The organism is Oerskovia sp. NPDC057915 (assembly GCF_042887685.1).
In the GTDB taxonomy this organism is placed as follows: domain Bacteria; phylum Actinomycetota; class Actinomycetes; order Actinomycetales; family Cellulomonadaceae; genus Oerskovia.
On sequence record NZ_JBHVOS010000009.1, the window covers coordinates 1 to 18,116 of the forward strand.

The window sequence follows — 18,116 nt, forward strand, 5'->3', positions numbered from 1 at the left end:
AGGTAGACCTCCGGGAGGTCTACCTCGCGCACACGGGTCTACCTCGGCCAGCGGTCTACCGCGGAGACGGCCGACGCCGGGGCGGGAGGTCAGCCCTCCTGCCCCGGCGTCCGCCGTCCGTCAGACCGTCAGGCGTCGGCGCCCTGCGCCGTGAGCGCCCGCTCGACGCCCGCGAGGTTCTCGACGACCAACCGGCGCAGCGCCGGGGCCGCGTCGGCGTGGGAGTCGAGCCACGCCTGCGTCGCGTCGCGCAGCCCGGCGTTCGCGAGCGGTGCGGGGTACAGGCCCACGACCAGCGTCTCGGCGATGTGGTAGCTCCGCTCGGCCCACAGCGTGGTCAGCGAGGAGAAGTACTTCTCGACCAGGGGCGCCAGGACCGCGGGGTCGTTGACGTGCTGGAAGCCCTGCGTCGTGGCGCGCACGATCGCGTTGGGGGCCTCGTCCGAGTCCACGAGCGACGCGAACGCGGCGAGCTTGGCCTCGGTCGTGGGGGCCGTCGCGGTCGCGCGGGCCGCGGACTGCTGACCCGTGGCCGTGTGGTCCTGCGCGAGCGCGGCGTCGACCTCGGCCTGGTCCGCGCGGCCCAGGAGGACGAGGCCCTCGAGGATCTCCCAGCGCAGGTCGGTGTCGATCTCGAGGCCCTCCAGGGCGACCGAGCCGTCGAGCAGACCGCGCAGCGCGTCGGCGTGCGCGGGCGTCGAGGCGAGGTGCGCGAAGAACTTCACGAACTGGAACTGGGAGTCCGTGCCGGCCTGGGCCGACTGCGCGAGGCGCCACAGCTCGTCGCCCACGACCGCGAGCGTCGCGGCCTGCTTGCCGGGCGTCACGTAGGACTTCGCGGCCAGCGCGAGCTGGTTGAGCGTCGTCCGGATCGTCGTGGACTCGGTCTCGCGGGCGATGTTGCCCAGGACGAGGCGCACGTACTCGCTCGCCGGGGTCTCGCCGTCGCGCGTCGCGTCCCACACCGAGCCCCACACGAGCGAGCGCGCGAGCGGGTCGGTGATGTCGGCGAGGTGCTCGACGGCGACCGCGAGCGACGCCTCGTCGAGTCGGATCTTGGCGTACGCCAGGTCGTCGTCGTTGAGCAGGACGAGCTGCGGCCGGTCGAGGCCCGCGAGCTCGGGGACCTCGGTCCGCTCGCCGTCGACGTCGATCTCGACGCGGTGCTCGCGCACCAGGTTCCCGCCGACGACGTTGTAGAAGCCGATCGCGAGACGGTGCGGGCGGATCGTCGGGTAGTCGGCCGGGGCCTCCTGCAGCACCGCGAACGAGACGATGCGGCCGTGCGCGTCGAGCTCGATCTCGGGTCGCAGCGTGTTGACGCCCGCGGTCTCGAGCCACAGGCGCGCCCACGAGCCGAGCTCGCGCCCGCTCGTGGCCTCGAGCTCGGTCAGGAGGTCGGTGAGCTCGGTGTTCTTGTACTCGTGCTTCTTGAAGTACTGCGCCACGCCCGCCATGAACGCGTCGATGCCGACCCAGGCGACGAGCTGCTTGAGGACCGAACCGCCCTTGGCGTACGTGATGCCGTCGAAGTTGACCTGCACGTCCTCGAGGTCGTTGATGGTCGCGACGATCGGGTGCGTCGAGGGGAGCTGGTCCTGCCGGTAGGCCCAGGACTTCTCCATGGCGGCGAACGTCGTCCAGGCCTCGTGCCACTCGGTGGCCTCGGCGGTCGCGAGGGTCGAGGCCCACTCCGCGAAGGACTCGTTGAGCCACAGGTCGTTCCACCACTTCATGGTGACCAGGTCGCCGAACCACATGTGCGCGAGCTCGTGCAGGACCGTCACGACGCGACGCTCCTTGATGGCGTCGGTGACCTTGGACCGGAAGACGTACGTCTCGGTGAACGTCACGGCACCGGCGTTCTCCATGGCCCCGGCGTTGAACTCGGGCACGAAGAGCTGGTCGTACTTCGCGAACGGGTACGGGTAGTCGAACTTCTCCTCGAAGAACGCGAAGCCCTGGCGGGTCTTCTCGAAGATGTAGTCGGCGTCGAGGTGCGGCGCGAGGGACTTGCGTGCGAACACGCCGAGCGGGATCACGCGGCCGTCCGAGGACGTGAGCTCGCTGCGCTCGACCACGTAGGGGCCCGCGACGATCGCGGTGATGTAGGTCGAGATGACCTGCGTGGGCTCGAACGTCCAGGTCGAGGCGTCCACGGCGGGGTCGGTCGCGTGGGCGGCGGGGACGGGCTCGGGCGTGGGCGAGTTGGACACGACCTGCCAGGCGGAGGGCGCCGTGACCGTGAACTGGAACGTGGCCTTGAGGTCGGGCTGCTCGAACGCGGCGAACACGCGGCGCGAGTCGGGGACCTCGAACTGGCTGTACAGGTAGACCTCGCCGTCGACCGGGTCGACGAAGCGGTGCAGGCCCTCGCCCGAGTTGGTGTAGGCGGCGTCGGCGACGACGCGGAGCTCGTTCTCCGCGGCGAGACCGTCGAGCTGGATGCGGGAGTCGGCGAAGACGCGGGCGACGTCGAGCGTCTCGCCGTTGAGCACGACCTCACGCACGGCGGGTGCGATCAGGTCGATGAAGGTGCTCGCCCCGGGGGTCGCGGCGAACCGCACCACCGTGGTCGAGCCGAACGTCGTGGGTCCGGTCGTGAGGTCGAGGGCGACCTCGTAGGAACGGACGGTGACGACACCGGCGCGCTCGGCGGCTTCGGCGCGGGTGAGGTTCTCTCCGGGCACAAACATCTCCTCAGTACGGATCGGGCTGGCCGGGTGGGCCGCGTCGATTCTCCCACGGGGCGTCCCGCGGGTCGCTGTGTTTGGCGCATCTTCCCGGGAACCGGAATGTCCGGGTCGCCGGGCGTGTTGAGCCTCCCGGGGCGCGGTCGCGCGCACCCGCCCGACCTTCCCACCCGCTGAGGAGACCTGCCCCGTGACTGCTGTGACGACGTCGGACACCACGCGAGACCTGCACGCGAGCGACGCACCCGTGCGGACCGCCGACTTCTGGTTCGACCCGCTGTGCCCGTGGGCGTGGATGACGAGCCGGTGGATGGACGAGGTCTCGACGGTCCGCGACGTGAGCGTGCGCTGGCACGTCATGAGCCTGTCGGTCCTCAACGAGGGCCGCGAGCTGCCCGAGAAGTACCAGGACCTCATGGAGCGCGGCTGGGGCCCGGTCCGCGTCGTGGTCGCGGCGCAGCAGGAGCACGGTGACGAGGTCGTCAAGCCGCTCTACGACGCGATCGGCACGCGTCTGCACCCGGGCGGGCGCAGCGACTTCGACGCGGTGATCGCCGAGGCGCTCGCCGAGGTCGGCCTGCCCGCGTCGCTCGCGGAGCACGCGACGAGCGACCGCTACGACGCCGAGCTGCGCGCCTCGCACGCCGAGGGCATCTCGCGCGTGGGCGAGGACGTGGGGACGCCCGTCGTCGCGTTCGGCGACGTCGCGTTCTTCGGCCCGGTCGTGACGCCCGCGCCCAAGGGCGAGGACGCGGGCCGGCTGTGGGACGGGTGCGTCCTGGTCGCCTCGACCCCGGGCTTCTTCGAGCTCAAGCGCACGCGCACGCAGGGCCCGGTCTTCGACTGACCGCCGCCTGACCGCCGCCTGACCACCGGCCCCCGGCCGGCGCACCGGCACCGCCCTGCCCGACGGCGCATCCTCGCTCCCGCGCGAGGGTGCGCCGTCCGCACGCCGGGCGCGGGACGACGACCCGGGTGCCCCGACCGGCGTGGAAGGATCGACGCCATGGCCACCTGGAAGCAGCTCGTCGACGACGCCCCCGACCTCGCCGCCCGCGTGCGCTCCCGCTTCGAGGCCGCCCGTCGGCACGTCCTGGCGACCAGGACGCTCACGGGCTCGCCGCGCGTCAGCGGGACCGAGGTCGGGTTCTGGGAGGACGACGTGTGGATCGGTTCCACGTCACGTTCGGGCAGGTCGATGGACCTGCTCGTCGACCCACGGTTCGTGCTCCACTCGAACCCGGGCGACGGGTCGCGGACGGACGGGGACGTCAAGGTCGACGGGACGGTCCGCACCGCTCCCCAGGACGACCCCGGCCGGTCGGCGGTCCTGGCCGCGACCGGTGGCACCGAGCCGTTCCAGCTCTTCTGGCTCGACCTGTCCCGGGTCGAGCTCACCACGGTCGTGGCCGGTGCGACGCGGGTCGAGACCTGGCGTCCCGGCGCGGGGACGGACGTCGTCGAGCAGCGGGACTGACGTCGAGCCCGGACGCCGGCGAGGGCTCGGTGGAACCGACCTCACGTCGGGGGCATACGGGACCGATCGGACAGGGGTGCGGTTCGACCGAGGCGGGACGGCCGTGCAATGCTGCGTACTTCTGCCCCGAAACTGCGGGGTCCGAGTCCCCCTGAGGAGCTGTGATGTCCGGCAACGCCCCCGTGCCTCCGCCGCCCCCGCACTCCGAGCCTGCCCAGCAGCCTCCGGCCTTCCAGCCCCGGTCGCAGCAGCCCGCGACCCCGCCTGCCCCCGTGCCGGCAGCCCCCGACCAGCAGGCCACGGCGTACCAGCCCGTGCAGCCCGCGTACGGTCAGGACCAGGCGACGGCCTACCAGCCGGCGCAGCCCGCGTACGGTCAGGACCAGGCCACCGCCTACCAGCCGGCGCAGCCCGCGTACGGTCAGGACCAGGCCACGGCGTACCAGCCTGCGCAGCCCGCGTACCAGCCGCCGGCCTACCAGCAGCAGCCTGCGCAGCCCGCGTACCAGGCGCCGCCGCCCGCCTTCGCGCCCGGCAGCGGACAGCAGGCCGCCTACCAGGCGCAGCCGGCTGCGCCGCAGCCCGCGTACGCCCCGCAGCAGGCGGCCCAGCCGCAGTACGCGGCCCAGCCCCAGTACGCCGCCCAGCAGCCCCCGCAGCAGGCCTACCAGCCCGCGTACGCCGAGCAGCCGGCAGCGGCCGCCCCGGGCGGCGGCCCGGGCCGTGGTGGGGACGGACGCCCGGGAAAGGGCGGTCGTCGGCTCAGCCCCGGGTGGATCGCGTTCATCGCGCTCGACGTGATCCTGGTCGGTATCGTCATCGCGTTCGCGATCAACCTCGCCGGTGGTGCCTCCGGCCAGGCTCCTGCCGAGGGCCCCGGCACGTCGGCCGAGGCGCCGGCCCCGACCCCCGACGCCCCCGCAGAGGGCCCTGGTCCGGTCGCCGTCACGGGCGAGTCGGTGACCAGCCCCAGCCGGAACATCACGTGCACGATCGGTGAGCAGGGTGTCTCGTGCGGCATCGCGGAGCTCGCGAGCCAGCCCGCGCCGGTGGACGGGTGCACCGGCACCACGGGCTACCTGGTGACGCTCACGGCGGACGGCGTCGAGATCCCGTGCGTCCCGACCGCGGACCAGCCGAAGAAGGCGGGGGACGACGTCGCCGTGCTCGACTACGACCAGTCCAAGACCGTCGGGTCGTTCACGTGCACGAGCTCCAAGTCCGGCATGCGCTGCACCGACAGCGAGACCGGCAAGGGGTTCAACGTGGCCAAGGCGGGTCTCTCCTCGTTCTGAGCAGGCAGAGCTCGCGGCTCGCTCCTTCCCGACGGCGTCGCTCGCCCGGGTGCACCACGCACCTGGGCGGGCGGTGCCGTCGGGCGTCTCGGGGAGGACCCGGGACGCCGCCGCGGACACGAACCGACCACTCAGCGGTCTCAGGGCCCGCGCGCCGGAACGGTGGGCAGAATGGTGGCGGAGGGAGACGCCCCACATGCCCAAGCCCGTCCCCGGGTCCGCACCCGCGACCCACCCTGAGCCCTCGCCGGTCCGTCCCACCAAGGACGACGTCGTGCTCCACGCCCGCCACCTCGAGCAGGTCCTGGGATACCTGCGCGACGGCACCAACGTCAACGTGGTCGGCATGCGCTCCTCGGGCCGCTCGGCGCTCGTGCGCCGCGTCATCGAGAGGCTCAACGCCGGCGGTTCCTCGGTGACCCGCATCTGCGGGGTCCGCGCGCTGCAGGACCGTCCGCTGAGCGCGCTCGCGGTCGCAGGGGTGCAGATCGCCACCACCCCCGGGCAGCTGCCGGCCCTCAGCTCCGCCGTCGGCTCGCTCGAGGTGCTGCTGTCCGCCCGCCCCTCCGTGCTCGTCATCGACGACGCCGACGACCTGGACCCCACGACGGTCGGAGCGATCGTCGCCGTCCACTCGCGCGCCCGGACACCGGTGCTCACCACGTCCCGCCCGGGCGGCCGCCGCCAGCCGGGCACGAGCGCCCTGACGGCCGAGCTGCAGCCCGGAGCGCGCGTCACGCTCGCCCCGCTGCGGTTCGAGGGGGTCCACACCCTGGTCCACGACCTGCTCGGCGGCGCCGTCGACCCGGCGACGGTCGCGCGGGTCGCGGCCAAGTCGGGAGGGCTGCCCGGCCTCGTCGCGGCCATCGTCGACACGGGCCGCCGGGAGAACCGGATCGTCCAGCGCGACGGGCTCTGGGTCACGCGGGACAGCCTCTGGACGACCGCGATGTCGCAGTCCGTCGAGCCCTTCCTCACCGACATCGACGACGCCGGGCTCGATGCCGTGACCCTGCTGTCCTTCGCCGGGACCCTGCCCCTGCGCACGGCACAGCGCATGGTGGCGCCCGACACCCTCGCGTCGCTCGACGACGCCGGGCTGCTGCAGGTCCTGGCCGACGGGGACGAGCCGGTCGTGGGCGTGTTCCCGCCGCTCGTCGCCGAGTTCATCACCCACGAGGGGGCGACGATGCGCAACCTCCTGGCCCGGGACCGGCTCGCCGAGGTCGACCGGCACGTCGTCCCGGTGGTGCCCGTGGGGGGCGAGGAGGCCGCGGGCGGGCCTCTCGAGGCGCGGCTCCTCGCGCAGCACTGGACCGCCGAGCGCGTCGCCCGACGGGTCGCCTGGGAGCAGGACCCGACCCCCGGGGCCGCGGTCGCGCTCCTGGAGTCGGTCGTCCTCACCGCAGGAGCCCACCACGAGGTGGAGGCCGTCCTGCAGGGCACGTCCTGCGAGGGCACCGCGCTCGAGCGTGCCCGGCTCGTGGCGTGGACCGCGACCCACCGCGCCCTGTCGTCGGGCACGGCCGCCGACGCCCTGGACGGCCTCGCCCGGCACCGTGGCACGCTGCCGGGCTGCGAGAGCCTGCTCGACGCGGCGGCGATCGACATCAACCTCCTGGTCGGCGGGGTTCCCGCCGCCGATCTCGACGCCGCGGCACCGCCGGCCGACGACGAGCCCGTGGCCCGTGCTGCCCTCCTCGTGAGCCGGGCCGCGGCCGCGCTCGCAGCCGGTCGCCCGACCCGCGCCGACGAGCTGCTCGACGCCGTCCCGGACGTGGACGGACGCCAGGAGCACGTCGCCTCGCTGCGCGCCCTGTCCAGGCTGCTGGCCTGCGACGTGCGCGGCGCGGTCGACGACGCTCTCGCCGGGGTCGAGCGCGCCCGTCGCGACCTGGCGCCGGAGGCGCTGCACGAGCACGCGTACGTCGCGGGCTACGGGATGCAGCTGCAGGGGCGGGTCGTGGAGCTCGACGAGCTCACGTCGTCGGTCCTGGCCCTCGGCACGGCGCCACGGCATCTGCCGCACGTCCAGGCCGCGCTGCTGACCTTCGCCGCGAACGCGGCGGAGTGGCAGGGCAGGCGGGACTACGCCCGCACCACGGCCCTGCAGGCCTCGGCGCTGCGCGGGCCGCGTGGTCCGCACCCGTGGATGGCCGCGGACCTGCTCACGGCGCTCCTGCACGACCCCGACGACGACGCGGCCGCCGACGCGGTCTGGCAGGTCGCCCTGGAGCGGGCCGAGGCCGGGTTCCTCGCCGCCGCGGTGACGGCCGGCGTGCGGGCCGTCGAACGGTCACCGTCGGTCGAGCGGGCCGAGCAGGTGGCCGCCATGGCATCGACCTGTGACGCGCCCTTGCTCGGCCTGCTCGCCGACTACGCCGTCGCGATCGCGTCGGCCGACGAGGAGCAGCTCGCGGTGCAGGAGTCCGCGCTGTACCGGGCGGGCCTGCGCCAGTTCGCCGTGCGCACCGCGGTCGCCCGGTCCGTCCTCCTGCTCGAGGCGGGCGAGGCGCGGGCCGCGCTCGAGCACGCCGACTCCGCATGGAGCCAGGCAGGCCTGCGTGGACGAGACCTGTGCGGCCTGTTCGCACCGCTCGACCGCGCGGTCAACCTCACGGTGCGCGAGCGCGAGGTGGCCGTGCTCGTCGCCCGCGGGTACTCGATGCCGGAGATCGCCGCACGGATGGTGCTCAGCGTCCGCACGGTCGAGAACCACGTCTTCAGCGCCAGCCACAAGGTCGGCGCGGACGGTCGCGAGGGACTGGCGCGCGCGGCGCGCACCTGGCTCACGTGCGGCCAGCGCTGACGTCCGCGCACGGGGGCGGCGGGGTGGTCCGGGCGGGCCGCCCGAGGGCGCCCGGACCACCTGGTCCGCGACGGCTCAGCCCTCGCGGAGCGAGATTCCCATGCCGCCGCGCGGGTAGCGCCAGGTGAGCACCCCGGGCTCGGCCACCGCGGCGCAGGCGCCGCACTCGAAGCAGGCGGCGTACTCGACGGAGATCGTCCCGTCGGCCTCCTCCGCGTAGACCTTGGCCGGGCAGATCGCGACCAGCCGTCGCGCGCACCCCGTGGAGCGGGCGAGGTCCTGGTCGACCTGGATGTGGCTCTCCTCCTCGTCGGTCTCGTAGCGGTTGCCGGCCAGGCGCTCGGCCACGGTCCCGACCTTGAGCCCCCGGGTCCCGGACCCAGTCGTCGTCGTCACAGTGCACGCACCCCCGCCAGCCCGTCGGAGAACAGGTCCCGCAGGCGCACGGGCGAGCGCTTGAAGGCCCTCTTCGCCACGTCGCGCAGGTGGCGACGTGGTCGGAGGTCGTGGTTGAAGGCGCCGTACAGGATGTCGGCGAGGAGCGAGCCGTACTGCTCGTACATGCGCTCGCGCTCGAGGAACGCGGGCGCCTTGGCGTAGGTCTGCATGTCCTGGCCGGCGAACGACGCCGTCAGCGCCGCCCGGTAGCCCGCCAGCCCCGCCTTGGACGTGTCTCCCGCGGCCAGCGCCGACTCGATCCCCGTGGCCGCGGCGATGCCGGACGCCGTGGCGAGGTCCATGCCCCGGACGGTCAGGCCCGTGTTGAGCGTCAGGCCTGCGGCGTCGCCCACGACGACCATGCCGTCCGTGGTGATCTCGCGGACCATGTCCAGACCGCCCTCGGCGACCAGGTGGCTCGCGTACTCGGACACCTCGCCGCCCGCGAGCAGCGGAGCGACGAAGGGGTGCGTCAGGAAGTGCTCGAACACCTCGGACGACGGCACGCCCTTGGCGACGAGGTCGTCCAGCCGCAGCACCACGCCGACCGAGATCGAGTCGCGGTTCGTGTACAGGAACCCGCCGCCGCCGATCCCGAGCGTGCAGTCGCCGACCACGGCGTAGGCCACGCCCTCGTCGTCGGTGCAGTGGAACCGCTCCTCGATGGTCGCCGCGGGCAGCGAGACGACCGCCTTCACGCCCAGCGCCAGGTGGTTCGTCGGTTCCTGGGGGCGCAGACCTGCTGCGCGCGCCAGGAAGGAGTTCACGCCGTCCGCTGCCACGACGACACGGGCACGCAGCTCGTCGTCGCCGGCCCGGACGCCCACGACCTTGCCGTCCTCGGTGAGGACCTCGTCGACGCGGACGCCCGGCATGAGGAACACACCGGCCTCCTCGCACTTCTCGCCCAGCCATGCGTCCAGCCTGGCGCGCAGGACGGTCACCGCGTTGACGGGGTCGGACAGCCGCGAGTCCTGGTAGTCGATCCCGACCGACGACGTGCCGTTGAGGAACTGCACGTAGTTGCGGGTGATGCGGCGCTCCACGGGCGCCTCCGTGAGGAAGTCGGGGAAGACCTCCTCCATGACCCGCGAGTAGAGCACTCCGCCCGACAGGTTCTTCGAGCCGGGCGCCTCGCCCCGCTCGATGAGCACGACCGAGCGTCCGGCCTCGGCGAGCCGGTACGCGGTCACGCACCCGGCGACGCCGGCGCCGACGACGATGACGTCGAAGTCGGGCTCTACCGCCTCGCTCGTCATGACAGCGCCGCCGTGAGGGCCGGGACGACCTGGTACAGGTCGCCGACGACGCAGTAGTCGGCCTCGGCGAAGAAGGGGGCGTCCTTGTCGGAGTTGATCGCGACGACCGTGCGCGCCCCGCGGGCACCGACCGTGTGCTGCAGCTGCCCGGAGATCCCGATCGCGAGGTAGAGCTCGGGGGAGACCTGCTGGCCCGTGACACCGACGTAGCGGTCGTGCGTGTACCACCCGAGGCCCTCGGCGAGGGGGCGGGAGCACGCCGTCTCGGCGCCGATCGCCGCCGCGAGGGACTCGACGAGCCCGAGGTCGTCCTTGGCCTTGACACCGCGGCCCGCGGACACGATGCGCTGCGCGCGCCCGAGGTCGACGACGGCGCGCTCGGCCGGGCGGTTCTCCGTGACGGTGAGCGTGGGGGCCGCCGAGGCCGTGACCTCGGCGATCGCGGCGCTGCCGCCCGTGGCGACGGCGCCGCCGTCGACCACGACGACCACCGGGCCGGAGACCTTGTCGGTCTCCTGCGCGATGCCGCCGAAGACCGACCGGGTCAGCTCGACGCCGTCGGTCACGACCGTCACCGCGGAGACCTGCGTGAACGCCGGGGCGCCGAGGACGGCGGCCGCGGCGCCCGCGAGGACGCGGTCCGCGGGGCGGCTCGACGCGAGGACCACGTCCGGCTGGGCGGCCGCGACCAGGGTGGCGACGGTCGAGGCGTAGGCCTCGACCGGGGCGTCGGCGGGCTCGCCGAGCCAGGTGACGGCGTCCACGCCCGAGGCCGCGACGGCCTCGGCGACGGACCGGGTGCCGACGACGACCGCGGTGGTGCTGGTGCCCTGGGCGAGCTCGACGAGGGCGTCGATGCGGGCGTCCCCGGCGACGAGGATGTAGGTGCTGCTCATGAGGGTGTTCCTTCCCGGGAGATCGGGGTGGTCAGAGGACGTTGTCGGCGCGCAGGGCGGCGACGAGCTCGGCGGCCGCGGCCACCGGGTCGGAGCCGTCGATCACGTGCTGCTTGCGCGCGGCGAGTGCGGGGCGGGCCGTGCCGACGACCTCGGTGAGGGCGACGGGTGCGGCAGGCGTGACGTCGGCGAGGGAGAGGACCTCGACCGGGCGCTTGCCGGCGGCCAGGATGTCCTTCATGCCGGGCACGCGCGGCACGACGGCGTCGGTCGCGGCTGCGAGGACGACGGGGCCCGTGGCGTGCAGCACCTGCGAACCCGAGTCCTGCAGGCGCTCGACGACGAGGTCGCCCGCGCCGCCCGAGATCGCCGTGACGTTCGCGAGGGCCGGCCAGCCGAGCGCGCCGGCGAGGATCGCGGGCACGAGCTGCGCGCCGACGTCCTGCGAGGAGTCGCCCGTCAGGACCAGGTCGACGTCGCCGACGTGCTTGACGACCTCGGCGAGGACCGTGGCGGTGAGCGTCGGCCCGGCTCCTTCGAGCGCCGGGTCCGCGACGACGACCGCGCGGTCGAACCCGCGGGACAGCGCGGACTTGCGGGCCATCGGCGACGCGACGTCGGGACCGCCGACGCTGATGCCGACGAGCTCGGCGCCCGTGGCGTCCGCGAGCCGGCGACCGAGCTCGGCGGCGACCGGGTCGTACTCGGAGACCGACGCCTTGGCGCGGCCCCAGTCGACGGTCCCGTCGGCTCCCACCGCGGCGTCCTGCGGGTTCGGTGCCCACTTGTAGGCAACGGCAATCTTCATCGTGATCCATCTCCTTGGAGGTCGCCGCGGGGTCCGCGGGCGCTGGTGGTGAGGGGGGTGCCCGGTCCTGTCGGAGAGTCGGGCGTCCCGGCCGTGCGGGGGCCGGAGCCCGCCCGCCGGCCGCGGATGCCGAGGCGCAGCGCGCTGGCCTCGACGAGGGTCAGGCCGCGGGTCTCGGGTGCCCACAGCACCGAGACGAGCAGGCCCAGGCCGGAGATGACGGCACCGGCCGTCATCGTCGCGCGGGTGCCGTAGGCGGCGAGGAAGCCGGGCAGCACGTAGGTCGAGACCACGGTGCCGATGCGGCTGAAGGCCATGGCGGCCCCGACGGCGGAGGCCCGGACGTCCGTCGGGAACAGCTCGTTCGGGTACAGCCATTGCAGGTTGCCCGGGCCGCCCGAGAAGAACGCGTACAGGGCGAGGCAGACGATCACGACGGGCATGGCGGCGGTGGGCAGGATGCCCAGGACCGCGAGCGCGACGGTCATGATCGCGAAGCTGCCGATGAGCAGCTTGCGCCGCCCCATCGAGTTCGCCCAGAACATGGCCGGGATGCACCCGACCATGAAGAACGTGCCGATGATCATCTCGCCGATCGTCGCGGTCTGGCCGGCTCCGAACCCGAACTCCGTCATGATCCGCGGCCCGAACGTGTAGATCGCGAACATGGGCACGGCCTGGCACATCCAGATCGTCCCGACGAACAGGATCTTGCCCACGTACCCGCGTCGGAAGAGCGTCGCGTACCCGACCTTCGACGTCGTCTCGGGCTCGAGCTCGACGTCCGCACCGAAGATGCGCCGCACGATCGCGTGCGCCTCCTCGGCCCGCCCCTTGCGGGCGAGCCAGCGGGGCGACTCGGGGATGTCCCACCGGCCGATCAGGATGACGAGGCACGGCACGACGGCGCTCGCGAGCATCCAGCGCCAGCCGCCGTCGACGTCCATGAGCAGGTAGCCGACGAGGAAGGCGACGTTCGCCCCCAGGTACCACGCGGCCGCGACGATGCCCATGGAGATCGCCCGGTGCTTGCGCGGGGTGAACTCCGCGATGAGGGACGTCGCGATCGGGTAGTCGGCGCCGATGACGATGCCGATGAGGAACCGCATGACGACGAGCATGAGCGGCGTGCCCACGAAGGCGGAGGCGACCGACAGGACGGCGATCGCGACGATGTCGATGACGAACATCTTCTTGCGCCCGATGACGTCGGTCAGCCAGCCGCCCACCGAGGTCCCGAGGAAGAGGCCGACGAGCGCAGCCACCCCGACGACGGCCGTCCAGGTCGCGTCGAGGTCGAGCGCGGGGCCGAGCTGGATGAGGGCGACGCCGATGATGGACAGCACGTAGCCGTCGAGGAACGGGCCTCCCGACGAGAAGAGGGTGACCCGCTTGAGGAACGGGGTCATCTCGACGTCGTCGAGCCCGACCCGCCCGGGGGCCGCGGCGGCGACCGCCGCCCCCGTGGGGCGGCGGTCGTCCTGGCTCAGGCCCACTCGATCACGCCGAAGTTGAGGAACGGCTTGGCCGACGGGTCGTCGGCGTCCACCAGACGGAAGTGCACCCGCCCGTCCTCCATGCGCCACATCTGCGTCGCCACCCGTGTCCCCGGGAGGACGGAGGCCGTGATGCGCGTCTTGAAGCGCTTGAGCCGCTCGGGCTCGCCCGGGACGAACGCGCGCACGAAGTGCCGGCACACGATGCCGGCGAAGCTCACGGCGTGCAGGATCGGGCGGGGCTGGCCGTTCTCGGCCGCGTACTCCCAGTCGACGTGCTGGGGGTGGTAGTCGCCCGACAGGCGGTAGATCAGCGCCTGGTTCTCGGGGATGGTCTCGATGGTCTCGACGTCGGGCTCGCGGTCGGGCATCTCGACGATGTCCTTCGGCGCGGCCGGCCCACCCCACCCGCCGTCGTAGATGAGGCAGTCCCAGCTCTCGTTCGTGAACAGGAGGTTGCCCTCGTCGTCGTACGTGTCGCCGACGTGCTGGGCGAGCAGGCCCCTGCCCTCGCCCCGGTCGTACAGGCCCTTGAGCAGCACCTTGGTCGAGAGCTTCCCGTCCAGCCGGGTGATCGGCCGGTGGAAGGTGACGTCGAAGCTCCAGTGCAACGACCCGGAGTAGTCGTAGCCGTAGTCGATGGTCCGGGTGACCTCGGAGTCGACGATCGGCATCGCGGCGAAGGTCGGCAGGACCTTCATGTCCTTCTCGTACACGTACTCGAGGTCGGTGCGACCGTCGATCGCGCAGCCGGAGCCGAGGGCGAACAGGCTCAGGTCGCGGAAGGTGTACTCGCGCTCGAACGGGCCGAACCACTGGCCGACCATCTCGGTCTTGATGACCATCGTTTCCTACTCTCTGCGTGCTCTGCGCGTGTCCGGGGGGACGTGCGCGGGGTTCGGGGCGCGGGAGCCGACCGGCCTCCGCGACGTCGGCCTCAGACCAGTGCGGCCTTGGCGACCTTGAACGTGCTGGTGCGGGGCAGGTCGTCGACGACCTCGACGATCGTGGGGACCTTGAAGTCCGCGAGGTGCGCGGCGCAGTGCGCCACCAGTTGCGCCACGGTGACGGACCCGCCCGGGACGAGCACGACGAACGCCTTGACGGCCTCGTCGTGCACGGGGTCGGGGACGCCGATCACGGCGGCCTCGGCGACCGCCGGGTGCCGGGCGAGCACCTCCTCGACCTCCGTCGGGGAGACGTTCTCGCCCGAGCGCTTGACGAAGTGGGTGCGGCGGTCGACGAACCAGTGCCAGCCGTCGGCGTCCACGCGACCGAGGTCGCCGGTGCGGAACCAGCCCTCGGGGGTGATCGCGGCCGCGGTGGCCTCCGGGTCGCGGAAGTACTCCTTCATGAGCGTGCGCCCGGGGACTCCGCGGACCTGGATCTCGCCCACGGTGCCGACCGGGACCTCGTGCCCGTCGCCGTCGGCGATGCGCACCTCGTACCCGAGGCCGACGCGGCCCACGGACGGCCATCGGCGCTCGCCGGCGGGCGGGTCCGTGAGGACGCCGACGAGGGTCTCGCTCGTGCCGTAGGAGTTGAGGAGGCGCACCCCGAAGCGCTGCTCGTAGGCGACCTTCTCCTCGTCGGTGACCGGCAGGTAGTAGAGGACCTCACGCACCTGGTGGTCGCGCTCGTCCGCCGCGACGGGCTGGAGCATGGTCGTGCGCAGCATCATGGCGATGCTCTGGACCACGGTCGCGCGGTGCTCGCGCACCTGCGCCCAGAAGCGCCGGGCGCTGAACCGCTCGACGGCCACGAGGGTCGCGCCGACCGTGAGGACGGGCATGAGGGCGTTGAGCTGGAAGTTCACGTGGCAGGCCGGCATCGTCGTCAGGAGCCGGTCCTGCGCCGTCATCGTGGCCTGCCAGTCGACGAACATCCCGCTGAACAGCAGGTTCGCGTGCGTCAGCACGACGCCCTTGGGGCACGCGGTGGAACCGGACGTGAAGACGATGCCGACCGGGTCCTCGCTCGTGAGGGAGACACGGTCCGCCAGGACGTCCGGCTGGGCGTCGCGGGCGGGGCCGTACGGCGTCGTGCCGGGCACGTCTGCCCGCGAGCGGGCGAGCAGGATGCGCGGGTCCCCGCAGTAGCCGTCCTCGGGCAGGACGTCTGGCTCGGCGACCACGACGCGCGCCCCGACCCTGCGCTGGATGTCGTTGCACTCGGTCGCCGTGCTGCGGGGGTGGAACGGGACGCTGACGGCGCCGACCAGAGCCAGACCGAAGAGGCACTCGAGCATCTCGGGGCAGTTGCCGAGGTGGATGCCGACGTGGTCGCCCGGGGCGACGCCCCAGGAGCGGAAGAGGTTGGCGGCCCGGACGATCCGCACGGCGAACTGCCCGTACGTCCATTCCGTCACGACGCCGTCCCGGTCCTCGAAGACGAGGAAGGTCCTGTCCGCGGAGGTGCGGGCGAGCTCCTCCCACAGGTCGCGCAGCGTCCTGTTGCCTACGATGTCCATCCACCTCACCCGTTCCCTGGTGCGTCCGGCTCCCCGGGCACGCTTCGTCGGTCGGTGGGTGCGCGCGGTTCCGGCCCGCGCGCACCCGCTCGCTCAGCTCCTGCGGATCGTGCCGTTGTCGGCGAGCGCCTGGATCTGCTCCGGGGTCCAGCCGGCCTCGGTCAGCACGGCGTCGGTGTCCATGCCGAGCGAGGGCATGGGGCGCCAGATCTTGCCGGGGTTCCGGGAGAACTTGGGCACGATCCCGACGCCCTTGACGGGCGTCCCGTCGAGCGTGTCCCACTCGACGATCGCCTCGCGCTGGGCGACGTGGTCCTCGGCGAGGAGCTGGTCGAACTCCAGCACGGCGTTGGCGGCGATCCCCACGGCGGAGAACTCCTCCTCCAGCTCGACGGCCTTCTGCGTGAGGCAGAAGGCGTCGAGGTGGCGCTCGATGAGCTCGGCCTGCGGTCCGTCGAGCCACAGCGCGCTGGTGTCCTCGGGGTACTCCTCGGTGCCCCAGAGGTGTCCGAGGCCGATGCGCTCGAGCAGGTACTTGTTCTGCTTGACGCCGTAGACGCACAGGCCCACGAAGCCGTCCGACGTGCGGTACTCGCCGATCCCGCACAGGTTGGGGTGACGGGCGCCGGGGCGCGGGTAGACGGTCCCGGCGTTGAGGAAGTCCATCATGTAGTAGGCCCCGACGCGCAGGAGGACCTCGTACATCGCGACGTCGACGCTCTCGCCCTGGCCGGTCGTGCGCGCCTTCTGCAGTGCGGCGAGCGCGGACGAGGTCACCATGAGCGACGTGAAGTAGTCGCCCACGTACGGCACCGCGGCCATCGGCTGGTCGGGGGTGCCGTTCTGCGCCATGTACCCGCTGTAGGCCTGGACCGTGAGGTCGTACGCGGCGCGGTTGACGCGCGTCTCGACGCCGTACTGGCCGAAGCCCGACACGTGCACGATGACCAGGCGCGGGTTGTGCTCCCACAGGAGCTCGTCGGTGATCCCGCGGCGGGCGTAGGTGGGGCCCTTGGAGGACTCGATGAAGACGTCCGCGTCCTTGACGAGGGAGAACAGGACCTCGCGGCCCTCCTCGGTGAACGGGTTCATCGAGATCGACCGCTGGTTGCGGCGCTCCATCTCCTTGACGAAGGTGGTGTCGCGCATCGAGTCACCCGTGCGGGTGTTCTCGATCCAGACGACGTCGGCACCCCACTCGGCCATGACGGCGGCCGCGGACGGTGCGGCGATCTCGACCGCGGAGTAGACGACCTTGACGCCCTCGAGGACGCCGAACCCGGGGATCGCGCCGGACATCAGCGGTACTCCTTGAGTGCGGCGCGGCCCGTGGCGAGGATCATCATCTCGTCGGTGCCGCCGGAGATCCGCTCCACGCGCAGGTCGCGGTAGAAGCGGGCGACGCGGTGGTCGCCGGTCACGCCGAGGCCGCCGAGCACCTGGATGGCGTCGTCGACGACCTCGGACGCGGCGCGCGTGCAGTACAGCTTGGCCATGGAGCAGTCGCCCTTGCCGAGCTGCCCGTTCTCGGCCTTCCAGGCGATCTCGTAGACCATGTTGCGCATGTTCGTGAGCTTGATCCTCATGTTCGCGAACTTCTCCTGGATGAGCTGGTAGCGCGCGATCGCCTCGCCCCCCTGCACCCGCTGGTTCGCGTACCGGGCCGCGTCCTCGAACGCGCACAGCGCCCACCCGTAGTCGCACGCGGCGACGAGGAAGCGCTCCAGGTCGAAGTCCGCCACGGTGCGCGCGAAGCCCTCGCCCTCGCCGCCGAACATGTCCTCCTCGCGGAGCTCGACGTCGTCGAGGTAGATCTCGCAGCACGAGTCCATGCGCAGGCCGAGCTTCTCGAGGGGCTCCTTGCTGATTCCGGGGAGCGTCATGTCGACGAAGAACTCGGAGTACTGGTCCATGTCGTCGGAGTTGCGTGCCATGACGACGAGATAGGGCACGTGCTTGGACGACGTGATGAAGGTCTTGTGGCCGTTGAGGTAGATCTTGCCGTCGCGGCACGTGTAGGTCGTCGCCATCTTGGCGAAGCTCGAGCCCGCGCCCGGCTCCGTCATCGCGAAGTTCCAGATCTGCTTGCCGGTGCCGACCAGGGCCAGGATCTTCTCGATCTGCTCGGGGCTGCCGACGCGCAGGACCGTCTCGAGCGTGGGGAGCTGGTAGAGCACGTACGTGGGGACCCCGAGGCGTCCGAGCTCCTCCCAGACCGCCGCGATCGTGGTCCAGCCGGCGTCGAGGCCGCCGCGGTCCTCGGGCAGGAGGATCGTGTCGACGCCGAGCTCGGCGAGCTCGGCGACGAACCGCTCCGGGTACTCGTGGTCCTTGTCGCACTGGGCGAAGTAGGTGTCCCAGCTCTCGCGGGCCATGAGCTCGCGGATGGCCTGGACCATCAGCTCCTGGTCCTCGGTGAGGGAGAAGTCCATGAGAGGGCCTTTCGTTCGGGGTGGTGGGGGAGTCGTGGGTGCG

General features: G+C 72.5%; 14 protein-coding genes. 4 read left to right on the forward strand and 10 right to left on the reverse strand.

Annotated elements, in window-relative coordinates; all coding sequences use genetic code 11:
- Nucleotides 1–128: 128 nt before the first annotated feature.
- Nucleotides 129–2,690 (reverse strand): aminopeptidase N, encoded by a 2,562-nt coding sequence (pepN, locus tag ACFVQ3_RS07730; RefSeq protein ID WP_387637116.1) that lies wholly within the window; start codon nt 2,688–2,690, stop codon nt 129–131.
- Nucleotides 2,691–2,892: 202 nt separating this feature from the next.
- Here pepN and ACFVQ3_RS07735 point away from each other — a divergent pair, with 202 nt between their 5' ends.
- The 4 genes from ACFVQ3_RS07735 (at nt 2,893) to ACFVQ3_RS07750 (ending at nt 8,274) form a co-directional block, all read left to right on the forward strand.
- Nucleotides 2,893–3,540 carry a disulfide bond formation protein DsbA gene (locus ACFVQ3_RS07735; RefSeq protein WP_387637398.1) on the forward strand — a complete coding sequence of 216 codons (648 nt, stop codon included), beginning with the start codon at nt 2,893–2,895 and terminating at the stop codon, nt 3,538–3,540.
- 159 nt (nt 3,541–3,699) lie between these two features.
- Nucleotides 3,700–4,170, forward strand: a complete 471-nt coding sequence (locus ACFVQ3_RS07740) for a hypothetical protein (RefSeq protein WP_387637119.1) — start codon at nt 3,700–3,702, stop codon at nt 4,168–4,170.
- Between the two features lie 164 nt (nt 4,171–4,334).
- Nucleotides 4,335–5,465 carry a hypothetical protein gene (locus tag ACFVQ3_RS07745; protein ID WP_387637122.1) on the forward strand — a complete coding sequence of 377 codons (1,131 nt, stop codon included), beginning with the start codon at nt 4,335–4,337 and terminating at the stop codon, nt 5,463–5,465.
- Nucleotides 5,466–5,661: 196 nt separating this feature from the next.
- Nucleotides 5,662–8,274, forward strand: a complete 2,613-nt coding sequence (locus tag ACFVQ3_RS07750; protein WP_387637125.1) for a LuxR C-terminal-related transcriptional regulator — start codon at nt 5,662–5,664, stop codon at nt 8,272–8,274.
- 75 nt (nt 8,275–8,349) lie between these two features.
- On the opposite strand, the gene ACFVQ3_RS07755 is transcribed toward ACFVQ3_RS07750, so the two are convergent.
- From ACFVQ3_RS07755 to caiA, 9 genes are all read right to left on the reverse strand, one after another.
- Nucleotides 8,350–8,670, reverse strand: a complete 321-nt coding sequence (locus ACFVQ3_RS07755) for a ferredoxin family protein (protein WP_387637128.1) — start codon at nt 8,668–8,670, stop codon at nt 8,350–8,352.
- Nucleotides 8,667–9,971: an FAD-dependent oxidoreductase gene (locus ACFVQ3_RS07760; RefSeq protein ID WP_387637130.1), complete on the reverse strand. Its 1,305-nt coding sequence runs from the start codon at nt 9,969–9,971 to the stop codon at nt 8,667–8,669. Before ACFVQ3_RS07760 ends, ACFVQ3_RS07755 begins: the two co-directional genes overlap by 4 nt.
- Complete coding sequence (locus ACFVQ3_RS07765) at nt 9,968–10,867, reverse strand: electron transfer flavoprotein subunit alpha/FixB family protein (RefSeq protein WP_387637133.1); 900 nt, start codon at nt 10,865–10,867, stop codon at nt 9,968–9,970. The genes ACFVQ3_RS07760 and ACFVQ3_RS07765 overlap by 4 nt, the downstream gene beginning before the upstream one ends.
- A 31-nt stretch (nt 10,868–10,898) precedes the next feature.
- A complete protein-coding gene (locus ACFVQ3_RS07770) occupies nt 10,899–11,675 on the reverse strand; it encodes an electron transfer flavoprotein subunit beta/FixA family protein (RefSeq protein WP_387637136.1) in 777 nt (258 codons plus the stop codon).
- Entirely contained in the window at nt 11,672–13,171 is a 1,500-nt protein-coding gene (locus ACFVQ3_RS07775) for an MFS transporter (protein ID WP_387637138.1), read from the reverse strand. The genes ACFVQ3_RS07770 and ACFVQ3_RS07775 overlap by 4 nt, the downstream gene beginning before the upstream one ends.
- Nucleotides 13,162–14,016, reverse strand: a complete 855-nt coding sequence (locus tag ACFVQ3_RS07780; protein WP_387637141.1) for a MaoC/PaaZ C-terminal domain-containing protein — start codon at nt 14,014–14,016, stop codon at nt 13,162–13,164. Before ACFVQ3_RS07780 ends, ACFVQ3_RS07775 begins: the two co-directional genes overlap by 10 nt.
- A gap of 92 nt (nt 14,017–14,108) precedes the next feature.
- Nucleotides 14,109–15,641 carry a crotonobetaine/carnitine-CoA ligase gene (gene caiC, locus ACFVQ3_RS07785; RefSeq protein ID WP_387637144.1) on the reverse strand — a complete coding sequence of 511 codons (1,533 nt, stop codon included), beginning with the start codon at nt 15,639–15,641 and terminating at the stop codon, nt 14,109–14,111.
- Between the two features lie 93 nt (nt 15,642–15,734).
- Entirely contained in the window at nt 15,735–16,940 is a 1,206-nt protein-coding gene (gene caiB, locus ACFVQ3_RS07790; protein WP_387637146.1) for an L-carnitine CoA-transferase, read from the reverse strand.
- Nucleotides 16,940–18,073: a crotonobetainyl-CoA dehydrogenase gene (gene caiA / locus ACFVQ3_RS07795; protein ID WP_387637148.1), complete on the reverse strand. Its 1,134-nt coding sequence runs from the start codon at nt 18,071–18,073 to the stop codon at nt 16,940–16,942. Before caiA ends, caiB begins: the two co-directional genes overlap by 1 nt.
- Nucleotides 18,074–18,116: the final 43 nt, after the last annotated feature.